The following is a 17,732-nucleotide window of genomic DNA, read 5'->3' as shown; positions in this document are numbered from 1 at the left end:
TCAGCTTTTATTCATTAACTGTAAGATATAGTGCAACAAGGCCTCAATCAACTGCTTAATGATGGCATCCTGGGTTTCGGCATCCAAGGTTGCACCACTGGCAGTGGCCGTGCTACCGCCAGATTTAAACTGACGCTGTAAGGCCTGTAGCTGCTCCGGGGCAACATCTTCAGCACACTGGCTTTCTGCATCCCAATGCGAATATTCCAGTGGTTTATTGGCTTTTACCGCGTTGGCGGTCAGCGGCAATTTATAGGTATTGCGTTTTTGCTCTTCGGTCAGCTGTGGAAACAGGTTAATGCCTAACTGTTCTTCTAAATAACAGACGCTGACCACCTTGACCTGCAGGGAATTGTCATTCGGTGCATAGTAGGCGCCAATTGCGCCAGTTTTAGGTAAGTAAATGGCTTTATACACCGAGGTCGGGACAATTACCCCATTACCAATCGCTTTCAGTTTTTTGCCACTAAAAGTCGGCCCGGTGATGACATACACATCCTGTTTATGCTTGGTCACCAGCGCACGGGTGGCTTCTTCCAGTTCACGCCAGACCTGCTGATTATTCTTCGGCGCTTGTGGCACCATATTGGCCAGCGAGAAACTGTCGTATTGCGCCGCTTTATTGGACATATCCGCATTTGGGGCCATATGTCCGCGGTCATAACCTGAACCGCGATAATCCGCTAAGGTCGCGCGGTGCTGCTCTCTCACCCGCTCTTCTTCATGAAAACTGTCTTCACGTGGAATTTTCTGGCTTAAACGCGCCGGGGTCAGACTTTCTGCCACCCACAGCGGAGTTTTGGACACGCCGGAATACATCACATTAAAGCCATTAAAACACAGCGGATAACTGTCTTTGCGCAGGCTGTCTTTAATTAAATACGGCGGCACATCGCGGTAAAACTGTTCCAGACAGGCACTATTCGAAGTGCTTGGTGTCAAGGACATCCACTGGCTGATTTTTTCCTGTCCAAAGGCAATCGCAAAACTGCCAGCGGCCACCACACCTAAAACAACTTTTAAACTTCCTTGATGAAAAAAGGGAAAGAGAGGCGGATTTGTACTGCGCTTTTTTCTGGCCATTACACTGCTAAAAACTATAAGAATCACATATTGGCCGAGCTTAACAAGGGGTCTGCAACTTGTATATGTTCTGGCTGTTGTTCGCTTAACAATTAGACAATAAACCGCTGTACAGGCGGTGACTGTGTAACAGTCTGTCAGAGTTTTAACGCAGTTTATGATAAGTCTGGATGGCTTTCAGTGTGCTGCGTTGCGTCAGGCCAGTGTTATATGCCAAGGTAGTTCACGAAAAAATCGTGTGATAAAAATTTGATGGAGGAATCTATGTATTCCAAATTACTGGGTGCCGGCCTGATTACCGGTTTAATGAGTGCAACTGCCTTTGCCGAACCTCCCATTCAACCGGGTGATACCCTGGAAAGCTTATCGAAAGCCAAAGTGGTGACCACGGTTAATGGTCAGCCGGGTTCATTGCAGGATATCGTGGCCAGCGGTCAGGTGCGCATTGTCTCTGAAGCCAATCCGCAAGTGGTTCAGCCGATGCCGACCAATCCGCAGCTGGATGTGATTCCGGCAGATGCACCCGCCCAGGTACCAGGCCATGATGCTCCGGTACAAGCGGTTGCACCCGATGCATCAGCGCTGACCTCACAACCGGTACCGGCTGGCCAGTCAACTGATCCGTTGGCCCAGGGCGCACAGCCTATTACTGAACCACCCGCAGCAGAGTTGACTGCACCTGCAGCGGAAGCCGCCCAGAATGCAGCGCCCATGATGGACTCCTCAGCTGAAGCGCCGGTGAATGGTATAGAAGCCGAAACCGATGTTACCCAGGAAGCCTTAGCCGCTGCACCAGAAGCAGCACCAATGGCAGACCCTGCTATTCAGGCCGCACCTGAAGCTGGCGCCGAGCAAATGCAAGCGCCTGTTCAAGCCTTACCTGAAGCCCCAAGCCTGAATGAAGCCAATTAAAGACCTGTTTTAGGCTTTTATCCTCCAAAAAAACCAGAGCTATGCTCTGGTTTTTTTATTGCAGTGGCGTTGAGACCACGCCGTTGCATCAGATCTGGATTTGACTGCCCAGCTCCACAACCCGGTTGGTCGGAATCTGGTAGAAGTCACTGACCGGACTGGTATTGCGCTGCATCGAAATAAACAGCTTTTCCCGCCACGGTGCCATGCCTTCGCCGACTGTACTGATAATGCGTTCACGTGAAATAAAGAAGCTCATTTGCATCATGTCGAATTCAAAGCCCAAATCATCATAGGCCTGCTTTAACGCGCGCGGAATATTTGGCTGATCTTTAAAACCGTAATAGATAAAAATCCGGTAAAAACGTTCATCCAGCCGTTCAATCTGTACCCGCTCTTCTTGCGGCACATACGGAATATCACGTGTCACCACCGTGACCATAATATTGCGCTCATGCAGCACCTTGTTGTGCTTGATGTTATGCAACATCGCATGTGGCACGATATTCGGCGTACCAGTCAAGAATACCGCTTCACCCGGCACAAATTTGGTGTCATTGCCCATGCTGATACTTTTAATAAACAGCTCAATCGGCAAGGCATCTTTTTCCAGATGATGAATCAGCAAGGCACGGCCATCTTTCCAGGTCATCAGGAGGGTAAATACAATGGCACCAATTAAAATTGGTACCCAGCCACCGGCGACAATTTTCAGTGAGGTTGAACCGACAAAAATCAGATCCAGAATTAAAAAAGGCAGTGCAAACAGCAGCACTTTCCACACCGGCCAGCGCCAGAAACCATACGCTAGAATGGAAATTAAAATGGTGCCGCAGAGCATGGTCATGGTCACCGCCACGCCATAGGCACTGGCCAGATTGGCACTATTTTCGAACAGCAGAATCAGAATCACCACCGATACAAACAGTACCCAGTTAATGAAGGGCAGATAAATCTGGCCCTGTTCCACTTCTGAGGTATGCTTGACCGATAAACGCGGCAAATAACGCAGCTGAATAGCCTGATTGACCATCGAAAATACACCGGTAATTACCGCCTGTGAGGCAATCACCGCCGCAGCCGTGGCCAGCGCAATCATCGGATACAGACCCCAGTCCGGCACCAGCAGATAGAAAGGATTCGTAATCGCATCCGGATCACGCAGCAACAAGGCGCCCTGTCCGGCGTAATTCAATAACAGACATGGCAGTACAATCACAAACCAGGCCATCCGGATTGGCAAGCGGCCAAAATGGCCCATATCGGCATAAATCGCTTCACCACCGGTCATGGTCAGAATCACCGCGCCCATGGTTAAAAAGGCCACATAAGGCTGTTCCAGCACAAAGTTGATGGCCCAGTGCGGGCTGATCATCGCCAGCACATACGGCGTCTGGATAATACTCCACAGCCCCACCCCGCCAATCGACAGGAACCAGAGCAGGGTCAACGGCCCAAAGAAGGTGCCCATGATGCCAGTGCCATGACGCTGTACCAGAAACAGTCCAGCCAGAATCCCGATAGATAAGGGAATCAGCCACTGGTTAAACATCGGGGTGGCAATACTCAGCCCTTCAATCGCCGACAGCACCGAAATGGCCGGGGTAATAATCCCATCACCAAAAAACAGCGATGCACCAATAAAGCCCAGTGCAATCAGGTAGATTTTCTTCTGTTCAGAAATACGGGTGGTACGCAGGTTTAAGGCCAGCAGCGACATGATTCCGCCTTCACCGTTGTTGTCTGCGCGCATGATGATGGTGACGTATTTAAAGCTGATGGTCAGCATCATGCACCAGAAGATCAGCGATAAAATCCCCAGAACACTGCCTTCAGAAATGGCCAGATGTGCGGTCAGGAAACATTGACGCAAGGCATAGAGTGGACTCGTTCCAATGTCACCAAAAACTACGCCCAGTGCCGCGAGGGTAATCACAGGCAGGGCGGCTTTTTTTGCAGTACTTTGCATAGAATGTCTTCATGGATAGACCGTATTTTTGCGCATAATAGCACCAGCCCAAAAGTTTTTCCGCAAATCAATTGTTTCAGCTTGGCAGAGTGACTTTTTTTGGGTATTATCCACGGCCTATGGTGAGGTGTCCGAGTGGCTGAAGGAGCACGCCTGGAAAGTGTGTATACGTTGACGCGTATCGAGGGTTCGAATCCCTCTCTCACCGCCAGAATGTTTAAAAAGACTCAAATTGTAAAATTTGGGTCTTTTTTTATGCTTCGACTTTTCTGCTTTTTCAAAATTATTCAGTTCCAGACAGTGAAATTATCTGATTGTTTCTGGATTAGATTTTAAAATAACAACAGTACTTTTATTTTTTTGAATTTAAAAACTTGAGCCTGAATACATCCGCTAAGTTTTAAATTCATCAGCTTTTGAATTTAAATTTATAGTTGAAAAAGCAGAGCATCTATCGCATCTGCTTCCCTAAAATTTAAATGGATGGTCAAGTTTTTAACACAGATAAAATAGGAAACCTGAGATAGACTTTTTCTATCAAATTCAAAACTATATTGATAAATTCATTGACTTGTAGCGCTTATTTTTCCAGCACCATCTCAGGCTTTGCTGAAAATAGCATCAATTTTTCTGACTCCCCGTTCATCTCTTGGGTTGTTAAGCATGATCTTCGGGTTATGCCATCCTGCCCGCATATATGTGAAAGTTACAGCCTGCCACAGTTCCAACCTGTTTTTAAACCACAGATGTCAACAAAAAGTCATCATCTCATGCTACAACAGTAAAAAGTGGCATAGAATTCGCAAGCTTTACAGCAGCAAGCATTGTGCTATGTTAAACACAGACCTAAACAGAACAAGGAGAACAATAGGCAAAATAAACAACTGTTTAAAACTATTAACTTAAAAAATATTCTTCATTTAATCGTGCCAAAAAAGATGTTTAAAGCCAATCAGTCAAAAAACTGCTATTCGGGAGCGAGCATGAATAACAGCGCAAATTATGTCAAACAAATTAAAAATGCCAAACGTGGTGGTTATACCCCCACCATCGCCAAAGACCTCAATCGACATAAAATTCAAAAAGCCCTTAAACTTATTGAGCAGTGGAGATCTCTCGCCAACGAACTCAAACCACAAATGCAACTCGATATGGCTTTTACCCTTGAAGAATGTGCACAAGATTTAGACCGTATTTTAAGGAGCAAGTAGCACGCCTCTGCGGCACTTAACCCCCCTTTATTTTAAATTCAAAACAATAGCTCACCCTGAACGTGAGCTATTGTTGTCTTGAGCAGAAACTTGCCTCTTCCACGATGTTTAAGCGCGAAAACAAGAGCTGGATAAAAATAAAACAGCGCCTGTCGCCTACTTTTAATTGCTTATTTTTTCGCTTGCGCCCGAATTAAAAATCTGTAAAATGCAACTCCACAATGCCGGCATAGCTCAGTTGGTAGAGCAACTGACTTGTAATCAGTAGGTCCACAGTTCGAATCCGTGTGCCGGCACCATTTTCTTAGGCTCGCTATTTTAGTGGGCCTTTGTTGTTTTTATGTCGCTATTTTTTCTGCTTTATTGCGTGTGTGCGGTCACTTGCACATATCTCACCCAGCCATCTTTATATAAACGTCGGCACAGCTTTGCGGTCATGGCAATCTTGATCCGGTCCAGACCTGGACTGTGCTGCGGCCAGTGCAGCTGCTGGATATATTCGGCAAATCTGTTTAACACTGGTGCAGATAAATCTTCAATCTGAATCTGGGTAAAACCGCGTTCCTGCAAACACTGCTCCAGTTGTACTGCGGTTTTCAGTTCCGGCAACGACACATCCGCCGCCTTTAATAAAGCGCGATAAGCGTGCTGTTGTAATGTATTTGATTTTAAAAACTGCGGTGACAATATCAGGGTGTGAAAACCCAGACGGCCTTTTGAATTTAAAACCGGTTGCACGGCATCCAGAAATGAATTCAAAGCATGATGATAGGCCGCATCAATACACAGCACCACATCAAATGGCGCCAGAGGTATGAGATTTTTTAAATTTAAAAAAGACTGCGCATAGATGGGCAGCTCTGGCCAGCGCACTTGAATCTGCTCGACACAGGTCGTTTGCAGTTCAACAGCAGTGATATTTGAAAGTTGATAATGCTGTTGCCAGTGCAACAGGCTGGCGCCCTGTCCACAGCCTAAATCGAGCAGACGATCTGTGGATTGCAACTGAACGGCTTCGGCCAAATGATCGGCCAGCTGCTGGCACGCCGCCGGATAGTCCTGTGCAGATGAGTGCCAATAGCCCAGATTGCTCCAGGGCAACTCGGCAGGATCTCCCAAAAGCGCTGCATTGATTGCATATTTATGGGAAGGAGCCTGTCGAAAAATTGCCTGAAGCCAGCGCATAGATTAATAGCCGAGTTGGGGAGCAACCTCTACTTTAGGTTTTAAGCCCACAAACGGCAACGGTGCACCAAAAATTTCTGCAATATGCATGGCTGAAGTCACGGCTGATTCTAAAATTGGCAAGCCGTCACATGACCATGAACCACAGAAGAACACCTTGCGATCAGCGACTTTATGACGCTGTTGCAATTCTTTGTTCAGTGCCACGGTTTTTGAATCCACCACCGCACGGGTCAGGGTGACAGAAGAAATGACTTTCTTCGGATCAATAGGCGTGACCGGACGCCAGGTCTGGAACACCGGCGTTTTACCGACCAGCGATGGCTCAATCGAGTTTAGCCAGACAGTAAATTGCTGACGGGTAAACTTGCGGTCCATCATATAGCTCAGTACCGACCAGTCTTTGCGTTTTGGCGGCATCACTGTGCTATCGGTATGAATCACCAGTTCGCCCTGTTCAAACTTGAACTGCTTTAACAAGGCAATATCTTCGGCAAACTGTTCACGATCGAGGAAGTTCTCGATATTGGTGGTTGGGGTGGCCACCACCACACGGTCAAATACCGCAGTTTCGCCTTCGGCATTTTTGACATAGACCTGATCATCTTGCTGGCTAATATGGGTGATGGGTGAACCACTCTTGATATGAATACCTTCAATCAGCTTATTCACCAGCGCCGGAGTGCCACCCTGAATACGCAACAGCGCATCACCATCGGTCAATTGACGCAAGAAGGTCAACAGCGGCTTCGCTGGCCATTCGCCAATGGTTTTCGGGTTACAGGTACAGATGGTGTACAACACCGGCATTACCGCGCCATGCCAGAACACTTCTTCAATTTCATTCTGGTTGATGAACTCAGCCAGGGTAATGTCCTGATTCTTCGACCGGAAGAATTTGGCAATTGCCGTTTTTAACTGCAACATGCCTTTAACCAGACGCCAGCCGTATTGCTGCAAGCCTTTACGGTTATTGATAATCGGGAAATTCCCGATACGCGTACGCGAGGTGGTTAACCAGGTTTCGGTCCGGTCTTCAAATAACCAGCTACAGGCCATATAGGTCCGTACCGGGAAGGTCGGAATACCCAGATAGGTGGCTAAACTGAGCGTGTTTTTCCACAAATGCGGATTCATGACCCGCAGCGGTGCGTCAATTAAACCGCCTTCAAACTCAGTACTGTGGCTGTCCATTCCACGTCCAGGCAGAGCTTCAAAAATTGTAATGTTATGCCCTGCATCTTTAAGAATTCTTGCGGTAGCTAGCCCAGCCATGCCACTACCGATGACTGCAATATCCAAAACGTCTTATCCGTTAATGAAAACATTGACCGAAATTATGAACCATGCCTTGCCAAAATGAGCTATTAAAAACTACCAGATTCACCCTTTTTACAAAGTGTAATAAAGTTCTAAAATGCCACTTCTGTTACATTTTTTAACGTATTTTCAAGCCCCCGTGTAAATATAAGAAATACCTGAAATTTTATTTATTAATTTTTAAAAATCATTTAAAAACAATAGGTATAAATTAACCAGTTTTAGAATAGTTGTTTTACAAAGTGCGTGCTTTCCGCTAGTATACGCTCCACACAAGAATGACAACCACATCACATAAAATCATTACAGATAATGATACAAATGAGATAAAACAAGAAACTTAACAGCGCAATAACAAGAAAGCCTCTGATTTTTATCAGAGGCTTTTTTCTTTTCGCAGCAGGATCGCTGAATGCTTAGCTTTGCGGCGGAATTTGGCCAAACTTACCAGAATGAAAGTCCTCAAAGGCCTGAATAATTTCCTGTTTGCTGTTCATCACAAAAGGACCATGGCCCTGAATTGGCTCATTTAATGGCTCACCGGTCAGAATTAAAAACTGTGTTTCCTGCTGCGCCTGCAACTGAATGCTCGGCTCGGCATCGCGGGCAAACATCACGATAGAACTGTCCTGCACCTGTTGAGTGCCATTCACCAGCAGCTCGCCTTTTAGCACCACCAGCAGGACATTGTGAGTCACCGGGACATGCACAAAGGTTTGCGCATCTTTATGCAAGCTACCATCCCAGACATTGACCGGACTAAAGGTCTGTGCCGGCCCGGTGTGACCTAAATAGTTCCCGGCAATCACCCGGAGGTGCCCGGCGGCATCGTCCAGTTCAATTCGGGGAATATCGGCAGCGGCAATGGCCTGATAACGCGGCGTGGTCATTTTGTCTTTGGCTGGCAAATTGACCCAGAGCTGGACCATTTCAAACAGTCCACCGGCTTCGGCAAAATCGGCAGAATGAAACTCTTCATGCACCACGCCGGCACCGGCTGTCATCCACTGCACATCACCAGTCTGAATAGTGCCCCCGCCACCGGCCGAATCTTGATGGGTGACGGCACCCTGATAGGCCAGAGTCACAGTTTCAAAGCCACGATGCGGATGTGAACCCACACCACGCTGCGCTTTCGTCGCCTCAAACGGATAAGGCGCAGCATAGTCGAGCATTAAAAACGGGCTGATGGCCTGACCTAAACGGTCATAAGCAAACAGGTTCTGTACCGGAAAACCATCACCGACCCAGTGCATGTTTTTATTTCGATATAAACCAATTATTTTTTTCATACTGTCCTGCGCCTGCAAGGAGAATTGATCGTTTCATGTTAAGCCTTTGCGGTGCGGCCAGCTAGCGCAAATCTGGCATACTGCATTGCAAGAATAGAATCATCCAGGCGCATCCGGATTCTGCTTGGTTTCTCTTTCAACAGACAAAAAAAATCCAGAACCGGAGTTCTGGATTTTCATCAGAAGATAAATGCAACTGGATTAGATTTTACCGACCAGGTCGATTGACGGTGCAAGCGTTGCTTCACCTTCTTTCCATTTTGCCGGGCAAACTTCACCTGGGTGTGCATGGACATATTGCGCTGCTTTGACTTTACGTAGCAGTTCCTGGGCATCACGGCCAATACCGCCAGCGTTAATTTCAACAATCTGGATGGTACCTTCCGGATCAATCACGAAAGTACCACGGTCAGCCAGACCTTCAGCCTCAATTAACACTTCAAAGTTTTTTGCCAGAGTCCAGGTTGGATCGCCAATCAGCGGATACTGGATTTTACCAATCACGTCTGAAGTATCGTGCCAGGCTTTATGGGTGAAGTGGGTATCAGTGGATACGCCATAAATTTCAACGCCCATTTTCTGGAATTCAGCATAATGATCAGCCAGATCGCCTAATTCGGTTGGACAGACAAAGGTAAAGTCTGCAGGATAGAAAAATACCACCGACCATTTACCGATCATGTCCTGCTCAGACACTTCAATGAATTGACCATTCTGGTAAGCAGTAGCGTTAAAGGCTTTCACTTGGGTATTGATTAAACTCATTTTGTATTCCTCAGTGCGTTGTGGGGATTGCTTATCTTGTGAAGCTAGAATACAAAACTGATGTAAATCGGTAAAACTGTACTTTTTTATAAAAATAATCGGAAATACAGATTTAAATATTCTATCTCCATTGAAGTTTTTATCGTTTTCCTCAATTGATCTATCCTACTTTTCACACAGGCAATAAAAAACCCTTTGCCAAAACAAAGGGTTTTTATCAATTTCTGCTTTAGATGATGACCTTAGAAGGGATATACATACCAAATTATAATTAATATATATATTTCAAAAACTTAATGAATTATGTATTGTATTTTGTAAAAATTCAATAAAAAATACTTAAAAATTTACACTTTTTATCTCACTGAAATGGTAATCCTCCCATAAATAACCGAAGTTAAAAGTAGAGGTTAAGCAGCCATGAGAGGTGGCTTTCCTTTGTTTGCTTGGTGTGGTCTTTCATAGTTGTAATGCCACAGCCAACTCGTTGCATAATCTTGTACTTCTTCCAGTGTGTCAAATAGATGCTTGCTTAGCCAGCTATAACGTATAGTCCGATTATAACGTTCAATATACGCATTTTGCTGTGGCTTACCTGGTTGAATATATTCAATACGAATACCTTGTTCAGTTGCCCAGCGTACAAATTCATGACTGATAAACTCCGGGCCATTGTCACACCGAATAACTAACGGGTTTTCTCGCCATTCCAGCAACTGATTCAACGTACGAATAACTCGGATTGTAGGTAATGAGAATCCTGCTTCAATCGCTAAACCTTCTCGACGGTAATCATCAATTACATTCAATAGCCGATACTTACGACCATCGATCAGCTGATCATGCATAAAATCCAGTGACCAGACCTGATTTGCCCGGATCGGCTCTTTCAGTGGTTCTGGTGCATGTCGTTTCAGTCTTCTGCTTGGCTTAATACGCAGATTCAGTGCTAATTCACAGTAAATACGATAAACACGCTTGTGATTCCAAACATAATTTTCAACATGACGTAGATAAGAGAAACACAGACCAAAGCCCCAATCTGTATTTTCTTCAGTGAGTTCAATGAGCTGTTCTGCAATGAGTGCATTGTCATCACTCAGTTTAGCCTGATAACGGTAGCAGGTTTCACTGATACTAAATGCGCTGCAAGCCAAACGAATGCTAATGGCATAGTGGGCAACGGCTTGTTGAGCCATCTGACGTCGGCAAGATGGCTTCACCACTTTTTTGACATTGCTTCCTGAACAATCTCTGCCTTTAATCGCTCTTCAGCATACATTTTTTTTAGTCTGGTATTTTCTGCTTCCAGCTCTTTCAGTCGAGCCATCAATGAGGTATCCATACCGCCATATTTGGCACGCCATTTATAAAACGTGGCATTACTCATGCCATGTTCACGACAAAGGGTGGCTACAGGTGTGCCAGACTCCGCCTGTTTTAAAATGGACATGATCTGGCTGTCAGTAAATTTAGATGTTTTCATGCAGAATCTCCTGCTCTTATCTTAAGAGAAAATTCTACTTTTAGATCCTTTTATTTTTAGGGGGGATTACCGTATAACACCCATTATGTTAAATAGAGGGAAAATCTATTTTTAAAGTGATAAAATTATTGTAGTTATTTTAAGAATAGCTGCTTTTGATACTTGATCATCTATCCTAATTAAAAACTGTTTTTTAATAATTTGGAATATAAATAAGATTTAGTTAAAATTAACATTATTCATATAAATTAACATTATGTATTACATTTACTAATAATTTAAAATAATTAGTAGAAAAAAATTATGTTTTAATTATTTCTTTGATTATATAAATTGAGAGTAAAAAATGATTAATACGGAATTTTCAGAGTGTATTTCTGCATGTACAAACTGTTCACTTATTTGTACTGAATGTGCAACTTCTTGTTTAAAAGAAAAAGATTTAGAGATGATGCGTGAATGTATTCAACGTTGTCTAGAATGTGCAGATATTTGTCAGTTATGTGTGCGTATGCAACAACATAACTCACCTTTCCTCAAAGAGATTTGTGAGCTTTGTGCTAAGATCTGTGAATATTGTGCGGAAGAGTGTGAAAAACATTCACATGATCATTGTAAAAAATGTGCTGAGGCTTGCCGTCAGTGTGCAGAAGAATGTCGAAAAATTGCCATGTAAAATACTTCAATAATGTTAATTATATGGCTCTAGACTAACATAATCATTCTGCTAGTCTAGAGCCTTTCCTAAAATTAACATAATACACCTTATACGAAGCCAAAAATGGGAGCTTTAAGCTCCCATTTTTAGTCTTTAATTCGCTTTTTCGCTTCGTCATAAACTATGCTATCAGCTCGTTTTCCGACGGTAATGAGCAGGATAACTACCTGATCATCTTTAACTTGATAGACAAGTCGGACACCAGCTTTTAATAATTTGATTTTATAGCAACCTGCAAGATCGCCTCTAAGCATATTCTTTGGAATATGTGGCTGCTCTATGACTTTGGCTAGTTTCTTTTTAAATTAATCTCGTATAGCAACAGGGAGTTTTTCCCATTCTGCTGTAAAGTCCTTGTGACGTAAAAGCTTATAAGTCATCTAATGTGACTTCCTCAAACATCTCTTTAGGATCATTAATGCGCTTACGGACAAGAGCTAATAATTCTTCATCTTCTTCTGAAAGCAAAGCTTTTTTGACAGGCAGTTTCCCAGTCGTAGCAACATACTCAAGAATACTAGTGAAGAAATCCGTAGGTGTAATACCTTGCTCTTTAAGGATTGAATAAGATTTTTCTTTAAGGGCTTCATCGATCCTGAAGTTAACAGTAGCCATCATATTTCCCAAGTATTTAATGTACTAGGAATATTGTAATGCAAATTGCATTACAAGTCGACTTCGCATAACAGCCATTATGTTAAATGGAAGGAAGCAAAATAAGTTAACATTTTGCTTCCGGCCACATTAAGCTAGAGTTTTATTTAAATAAAGCTATTTAGTAATCATTAAATTAATTAAAATCTAAATCTAACACCAGCTCCATATAACCAACCTTTCTCAGAGTTTGATTCTATTTGCCACGACGTTTCATCATTACCTTTTGAATACTCATAGGCAATGTCGATATACGGCATGATCTTTTTACTGATTTCATAGCGAGTTTCAAACCCTGCGGTTGCACTGCTTAAACCAGTTTTTTTCGCATATTTAGAGTCATCACTAAAGATAGCATCCAACTCTAAATAAGGTTGAATAATCAACTTTTGCGTAATCAGAAAATCACGTTCCGTTTCTAGGCTAAAGCCCGCATAATTGTCTTCTCCCGCATAGAGATAAGCATCAGTTTCAAAGAAATATGGCGCCATACCATGTAAGCCAATCACCGCATCAACATTTTCTTCGGTGTCTTTGCGATGATCATTGAGTTCAACTTTTTCACTACGATAACGTGCACCAATCTGTGCATCCCAAAAGTCTGAAATCATACGGCTATATAAAAGTTTGGCATCATAATGTGCATCATGCGATTCTTCTTTATCGGCATGAATTTTAATAAAAACCTTATTTTCATCTGTGCCAATACGGGTTTCAAACTCTGACTTTAAATCACCTGTGCCATCTTCATTGACAAGCCACTTATTGTCCACTGTCGTAATCGCATAAATTTGCGCACCGTGTTCTGAGCGATGATCATAATGCGAACTCTGCTGAGCATTCGCATCTGGTACATGATGTAAATGATTAACCGTAGATTTTGCCTGATGTTGTGCCTGATTCATTTGGCTATGGTTCATTTGAGAGCGATCCATTTGCATCGGCTGATTTTGACTAGAAGATGTAGCAACTGTCATTTTTTCAGGCGCACTATGATCTTCACCATTATGTGCCAAACTCACTGCACTGACCATCAACAAAGAGCTTGCTAAAACAGTTTTAGAAAAAAGATTAATGGTGCGCATGTTGATCTCCTTTCTGTACTTTTTGATCTTGCTGTTTCTCTGTTGATTTGTGATGCATTGGCTGATGACCTGCATGTTGATGGTTCATCGGTGCTGAATGTGCAGCATGATTCATTTTCCCCATCATCTGCATGTGTTGTGCATGCTCTTGTGGAGAATGCTGTGAATGATCCATCTCAGACATCGCTTGATGATTCATTGATGGTACATTTTTTCCATCAGTCTGAGCAGTTGAATGATGCCCTTCGTGCGCCAAACTTAAGCTTGTTAAACTCAATACCGCAACAGAAAAAAACGCTTTAAATACAAAATTAGTGATGTGCATGTCCAGCTCCTTTTTGCTCAGTTACTTGGTGAGTTTGAGTCGAATTTGTACCTTGAATTGGCGTTGTAGACACTTGTTCATCGCTAACATTTGCCACGATCAACTTGTTCATCATTCCTGCACTCATGTGATACAACAAATGACAATGGATTGCCCATTCGCCCAACTCATCCGCAGTTAATAAAGCAGTCACTGTTTTACCCGGTGGTACAATCAATGTGTGTTTATTCGGCATATCTACCGACTCTTGACCATTCTCCAACTGCATAAACATGCCATGTAAATGCATGGGGTGCGCCATCATACTGTCATTAATAAATTTGATACGGATACGCTCGCCATACTTCACTTTTAATGGCTCAGCATCGCTGAATTTTTTACCGTTAATCGTCCAAATATAACGCTCCATAGTACCGCCCAAACGCACTACTAATTCACTGCTAGCTTCACGAGTATCTTTTTGCGGTTCTAAAGATTTTAAATCACTATATTGCAAGGCTTTATTGCCCGCAGGTGTAGATGCATTTGCCCAACCATAAACCACTTGATCATTTTCTTGTGGTTTTGCTGTGCCATGCTGTGAATGATCCATTTTCGAGTGATCCATGCCTTGCATATCGCCATGGTTCATTTTTGAATGATCCATTTTCGAGTGATCCATGCCTTGCATATTGCCGTGGTTCATTTTCGAATGATCCATTCCTGCATGATCACCGTCACCATGTCCCATATCTTCCATGGTCAAAAGTGAGCGTGGACGTGGTGCAGGCATATGAATGCCATGTGTCATAGGATTTAGTTCATTGTGCAGTGTACCAATCGCATAACCTGAACGGTCAATTGACTCAGCTTCAATTTGATAATGTCCGCCTTTTGGCTCCACAATCACATCATAAGTTTCAGCTGTGCCAATACGAAACTCATCCACAGCAACAGGTTTTACAGGCTGACCATCAGCACTGACCACAGTCATTTTCAAGTTAGGAATACGGACATCGTAGAAAGACATCGCAGATGCATTCACAAAACGTAGGCGAATTTTTTCATTCGGTTTAAACATTCCTGTCCAATTTTGTTCAGGTGTTTTGCCATTAATGAGGAAGGTATAACCTGTAACATCCGACATGTCGGTTTTTAGCATACGCATCTGATTCCACATTTTGCGGTCAGACCATGTCGCTTTTATGCCATCACGTTTAACCTGCTTCCAAACATCACCCAAGGTTTCACGCTGATCTTGATAATATTCAGCTGAAATTTTAAGATCTTTCTGAATTTGATCACTGGTTTTTTCATGAAAATCTGACAACATCACCACATAGTCACGTTCAGCTTTTTCATGTGCTGCCAATGGTGTTTTACCTTTTGGATAAATCACAAAAGAACCATATAAGCCGTCCTGTTCCTGTCCTTTAGAATGAGCGTGATACCAATAAGTCCCGCTTTGGCGAATCTTGAATTTATAAACATACTCGCTTTGAGGCTTAATACCGTTAAAACCATTAAATCCCGGTACACCATCCATAATGCCCGGCAACAACAGTCCGTGCCAATGAATAGAAGAATCTTGGTTTTTTAAATTATTTTTCACGCGAATGATGGCTTCATCACCCTCTTCAAACTCAAGCAAAGGCGCAGGAAATTGACCATTTACGGTAATGCGCTTTACAGGCTTTCCAGTTGGGCTGACCACTGCTTCATCAATAACAAGCTGATATTCACGCACTTCGGCAAAAACCAAAGGCGACGATGCAAAACAAATACCTGCTAATAGGTACGAACTAATTTTATGAGACATAACTTAACCTTAATTTTTGAAAAATAAATAAATTTTAAAAAAATTGGTTAAGCTTTAGGGGGACGTGAAATTTCTTGCCAATACCCATTTAGATATTGGTTGGGGTAATAAAAATTAGGCTGATCTATAGAATAGAAGGTATCTAGGGGATCTAGCGAGCTTTGCAAAGAATGAAGACATGAGATCTGTGTCTGGCAGGATAAGCTAGAACATTCCTGACACTTTTTGTGATCTATATTCTGATTAAGAGCTAAATGATTATGGCAATCGGTATTCGTCTGTACTTCGTGATTAATACCATGTTGAGTGACTTGCTGTGCTTGATCTAAACAATGATCTTGGCTCATTTCAGTTTGCATATTGATATGCATTATCTTTACTGATGCAACAGACACACTACTCCATCCTATGGCAAAAACCATAAGAAAACAAAACCAAAGTTTTTTGGAGAGATGAGTCAACACGAATGCTATCTAGGAATAGAATTTAATCCAAAATATCTTAACGGAATTTTCAAATATTTACAACTCAATATAATTTAGTAGTTTCTCTAAAATTAACATAATACACGTTATGCGAAATTAGAAAAATGAGTTTATTGCACTGATATTTATCTGTTTTTTAAATTTTAGACCTGGGTTGGTGCCCAGGTTTTTTTTATTGCGTATAACAACCATTATGTTAAACATAAGTTAAATGGAGTAAACAACTCAAATTTTGAACCAACTAAGAAGCTTTTAAAATATCATTAACTATATTGTTGGATAAGCTATTAGTTATATGCTTAAAAAAAACGTAATTGAGCCAGTAAATTCACATTTTCTTTATTACCTTACCGTGTATATTGAATAAGTTTTTATGAAACAATGAGTAAAATATGCTTAAAAAGCTCGGATTTACTATAATTTTATGCATTCCTATGGCTACTTTTGCTGCTGAAGATAGACAACAAAAAGGACAAATCAGTAAACCTCAAGGTTTAAGTTTAGGCATAGGTGCAGTTGGTAGTAACGGTATATATGTAGGGGAAAAAACTGAAATCACTCCTATACCTGTGATTTCATATGAAACTGAGGATTTTTTTATTCGTGGTTTATATGCAGGTGTAGAACTCTACAAAGATAAACTTCTTACCGTAAATGCGATTGCTAACATCAATATGATGAATTTAGATGTCGATGACTTAAGCACAGAAAAATTAGCTGCTAAAAATATTAGTAAATCACAATTAGAAGATCGTGATCGTAGTGTAGATTTAGGTTTAGAAAGTATTGTACGACTACCTTATGGCTTATTTTCACTACAAGCTGTCAATGATGTTGGTGGTGCTAGTGAAGGAGCAGAACTTCGCTTTAATTATCAATACTTCTGGAGAATAAATCCTAAAGTCACTCTTATGCCAAATGCTGGAGTAGATTGGCTATCGGATAAAAGAGCAAATTATTATTATGGTATTTTAGACAGTGAAGTTGCTCGTGGTGTTGCAGCATATAAACCAAATCATGTCTTTATTCCACATGTATCTTTAGGTGCAAGTTATGCACTGACAGATAAAGTCAAATTAAGTGGTGTAGCAATGCAAAAGTTTTTACCAAGTAAAGTTCAAGATGGGCCATTAGTTGATAAAAGTGGACTCACTAATTTTTATATGGCACTGACATATAAATTTTAAGTATTGATATTTATTTTTAATAAAACGATTTTGCTAATCAATCTAAAGCCTAGACTCATTCTAGGCTTTTTTTATGTAATCACTTTCAATTAGCCATCATCAAGTATTTCTAAAATTAACATAATACACCTTATACGTAATGATTGATATTTCTCTTTAAATATCATTATATTAAAGCAAGCCGTTCTGGAATATAGGGCACCAGAGCGGCTTTTTATTGATTATTCATGTTCCACGCTTAAAATTCGAACAGTGTT

At 42.2% G+C, this 17,732-nt stretch carries 15 protein-coding genes, 2 tRNA genes and 1 pseudogene; 6 read left to right on the top strand and 12 right to left on the bottom strand.

Features of this window, described 5'->3' with window-relative positions; translation table 11 throughout:
* Window positions 1–1,083 (bottom strand): DNA/RNA non-specific endonuclease, encoded by a 1,083-nt coding sequence (locus FTT68_RS06715; protein WP_168407385.1) that lies wholly within the window; start codon window positions 1,081–1,083, stop codon window positions 1–3.
* 264 nt (window positions 1,084–1,347) lie between these two features.
* On the opposite strand from FTT68_RS06715, the gene FTT68_RS06710 reads away from it, so the two are divergent.
* Window positions 1,348–1,995, top strand: coding sequence for a hypothetical protein (locus tag FTT68_RS06710; protein ID WP_104513219.1), 648 nt, complete (start codon window positions 1,348–1,350; stop codon window positions 1,993–1,995).
* A gap of 88 nt (window positions 1,996–2,083) precedes the next feature.
* Here FTT68_RS06710 and FTT68_RS06705 read toward each other — a convergent pair whose 3' ends face one another.
* Complete coding sequence (locus tag FTT68_RS06705; protein WP_168370784.1) at window positions 2,084–3,964, bottom strand: potassium transporter Kup; 1,881 nt, start codon at window positions 3,962–3,964, stop codon at window positions 2,084–2,086.
* A gap of 121 nt (window positions 3,965–4,085) precedes the next feature.
* On the opposite strand from FTT68_RS06705, the gene FTT68_RS06700 reads away from it, so the two are divergent.
* The 3 genes from FTT68_RS06700 (at window position 4,086) to FTT68_RS06690 (ending at window position 5,474) form a co-directional block, all read left to right on the top strand.
* Window positions 4,086–4,175: transfer RNA gene (locus tag FTT68_RS06700), tRNA-Ser, on the top strand.
* A 772-nt stretch (window positions 4,176–4,947) separates the two neighbouring features.
* Window positions 4,948–5,175 (top strand): hypothetical protein, encoded by a 228-nt coding sequence (locus FTT68_RS06695; protein ID WP_005180651.1) that lies wholly within the window; start codon window positions 4,948–4,950, stop codon window positions 5,173–5,175.
* A 223-nt stretch (window positions 5,176–5,398) separates the two neighbouring features.
* Window positions 5,399–5,474: transfer RNA gene (locus FTT68_RS06690), tRNA-Thr, on the top strand.
* Between the two features lie 61 nt (window positions 5,475–5,535).
* On the opposite strand, the gene FTT68_RS06685 is transcribed toward FTT68_RS06690, so the two are convergent.
* From FTT68_RS06685 to FTT68_RS06665, 5 genes are all read right to left on the bottom strand, one after another.
* A complete protein-coding gene (locus FTT68_RS06685) occupies window positions 5,536–6,360 on the bottom strand; it encodes a cyclopropane-fatty-acyl-phospholipid synthase family protein (RefSeq protein WP_180057593.1) in 825 nt (274 codons plus the stop codon).
* 3 nt (window positions 6,361–6,363) lie between these two features.
* Window positions 6,364–7,662 carry an FAD-dependent oxidoreductase gene (locus FTT68_RS06680; protein WP_034598019.1) on the bottom strand — a complete coding sequence of 433 codons (1,299 nt, stop codon included), beginning with the start codon at window positions 7,660–7,662 and terminating at the stop codon, window positions 6,364–6,366.
* 434 nt (window positions 7,663–8,096) lie between these two features.
* Complete coding sequence (locus FTT68_RS06675) at window positions 8,097–8,972, bottom strand: pirin family protein (protein ID WP_180057591.1); 876 nt, start codon at window positions 8,970–8,972, stop codon at window positions 8,097–8,099.
* 201 nt (window positions 8,973–9,173) lie between these two features.
* The gene (gene ahpC / locus FTT68_RS06670) at window positions 9,174–9,737 is read right to left on the bottom strand and encodes an alkyl hydroperoxide reductase subunit C (RefSeq protein ID WP_005180661.1); all 564 of its coding nucleotides are present in this window, start codon (window positions 9,735–9,737) and stop codon (window positions 9,174–9,176) included.
* A gap of 410 nt (window positions 9,738–10,147) precedes the next feature.
* Window positions 10,148–11,223 (bottom strand): IS3 family transposase gene (locus FTT68_RS06665; protein WP_180057589.1). Its coding sequence is split into 2 segments (ribosomal slippage): window positions 10,148–10,971 and window positions 10,971–11,223, totalling 1,077 coding nucleotides; the frame shifts between segments, so codons are not numbered across the junction.
* Window positions 11,224–11,569: 346 nt separating this feature from the next.
* Here FTT68_RS06665 and FTT68_RS06660 point away from each other — a divergent pair.
* Window positions 11,570–11,899, top strand: a complete 330-nt coding sequence (locus FTT68_RS06660; protein ID WP_004641881.1) for a four-helix bundle copper-binding protein — start codon at window positions 11,570–11,572, stop codon at window positions 11,897–11,899.
* A 128-nt stretch (window positions 11,900–12,027) separates the two neighbouring features.
* On the opposite strand, the pseudogene FTT68_RS06655 reads toward FTT68_RS06660, so the two are convergent.
* The 5 genes and pseudogenes from FTT68_RS06655 to FTT68_RS06635 all read right to left on the bottom strand — a co-directional run bounded on the left by FTT68_RS06655 (window position 12,028) and on the right by FTT68_RS06635 (window position 15,803).
* Window positions 12,028–12,321, bottom strand: a pseudogene (locus tag FTT68_RS06655) (type II toxin-antitoxin system RelE/ParE family toxin).
* Window positions 12,311–12,556: a type II toxin-antitoxin system RelB/DinJ family antitoxin gene (locus FTT68_RS06650; protein WP_104988060.1), complete on the bottom strand. Its 246-nt coding sequence runs from the start codon at window positions 12,554–12,556 to the stop codon at window positions 12,311–12,313. Before FTT68_RS06650 ends, FTT68_RS06655 begins: the two are co-directional and overlap by 11 nt.
* 179 nt (window positions 12,557–12,735) lie before the next feature.
* Entirely contained in the window at window positions 12,736–13,680 is a 945-nt protein-coding gene (locus tag FTT68_RS06645; protein WP_168397138.1) for a copper resistance protein B, read from the bottom strand.
* A complete protein-coding gene (locus FTT68_RS06640; RefSeq protein ID WP_004897649.1) occupies window positions 13,667–14,005 on the bottom strand; it encodes a hypothetical protein in 339 nt (112 codons plus the stop codon). The genes FTT68_RS06645 and FTT68_RS06640 overlap by 14 nt, the downstream gene beginning before the upstream one ends.
* Window positions 13,992–15,803, bottom strand: coding sequence for a copper resistance system multicopper oxidase (locus tag FTT68_RS06635; protein ID WP_004733211.1), 1,812 nt, complete (start codon window positions 15,801–15,803; stop codon window positions 13,992–13,994). The genes FTT68_RS06640 and FTT68_RS06635 overlap by 14 nt, the downstream gene beginning before the upstream one ends.
* An 877-nt stretch (window positions 15,804–16,680) precedes the next feature.
* Between FTT68_RS06635 and FTT68_RS06630 the strand changes: the two genes are divergently transcribed.
* Window positions 16,681–17,475, top strand: coding sequence for a MipA/OmpV family protein (locus FTT68_RS06630; protein WP_016658412.1), 795 nt, complete (start codon window positions 16,681–16,683; stop codon window positions 17,473–17,475).
* The last annotated feature ends 257 nt before the right edge of the window (window positions 17,476–17,732 follow it).

The organism is Acinetobacter sp. Q85-2 (assembly GCF_013420555.1).
GTDB lineage: Bacteria > Pseudomonadota > Gammaproteobacteria > Pseudomonadales > Moraxellaceae > Acinetobacter > Acinetobacter indicus.
This window is presented reverse-complemented; position numbering and strand designations above follow the sequence as displayed.

Coding starts and splice junctions, on each gene's coding strand:
- FTT68_RS06685 (WP_180057593.1), bottom strand. CDS start 6,360: ATGCGCTGGCTTCAGGCAATTTTTCGACAGGCTCCTTCCCATAAATAT.
- FTT68_RS06710 (WP_104513219.1), top strand. CDS start 1,348: ATGTATTCCAAATTACTGGGTGCCGGCCTGATTACCGGTTTAATGAGT.
- FTT68_RS06675 (WP_180057591.1), bottom strand. CDS start 8,972: ATGAAAAAAATAATTGGTTTATATCGAAATAAAAACATGCACTGGGTC.
- FTT68_RS06640 (WP_004897649.1), bottom strand. CDS start 14,005: ATGCACATCACTAATTTTGTATTTAAAGCGTTTTTTTCTGTTGCGGTA.
- FTT68_RS06660 (WP_004641881.1), top strand. CDS start 11,570: ATGATTAATACGGAATTTTCAGAGTGTATTTCTGCATGTACAAACTGT.
- FTT68_RS06695 (WP_005180651.1), top strand. CDS start 4,948: ATGAATAACAGCGCAAATTATGTCAAACAAATTAAAAATGCCAAACGT.
- FTT68_RS06705 (WP_168370784.1), bottom strand. CDS start 3,964: ATGCAAAGTACTGCAAAAAAAGCCGCCCTGCCTGTGATTACCCTCGCG.
- FTT68_RS06630 (WP_016658412.1), top strand. CDS start 16,681: ATGCTTAAAAAGCTCGGATTTACTATAATTTTATGCATTCCTATGGCT.
- FTT68_RS06715 (WP_168407385.1), bottom strand. CDS start 1,083: ATGGCCAGAAAAAAGCGCAGTACAAATCCGCCTCTCTTTCCCTTTTTT.
- FTT68_RS06650 (WP_104988060.1), bottom strand. CDS start 12,556: ATGGCTACTGTTAACTTCAGGATCGATGAAGCCCTTAAAGAAAAATCT.
- FTT68_RS06635 (WP_004733211.1), bottom strand. CDS start 15,803: ATGTCTCATAAAATTAGTTCGTACCTATTAGCAGGTATTTGTTTTGCA.
- ahpC (WP_005180661.1), bottom strand. CDS start 9,737: ATGAGTTTAATCAATACCCAAGTGAAAGCCTTTAACGCTACTGCTTAC.
- FTT68_RS06645 (WP_168397138.1), bottom strand. CDS start 13,680: ATGCGCACCATTAATCTTTTTTCTAAAACTGTTTTAGCAAGCTCTTTG.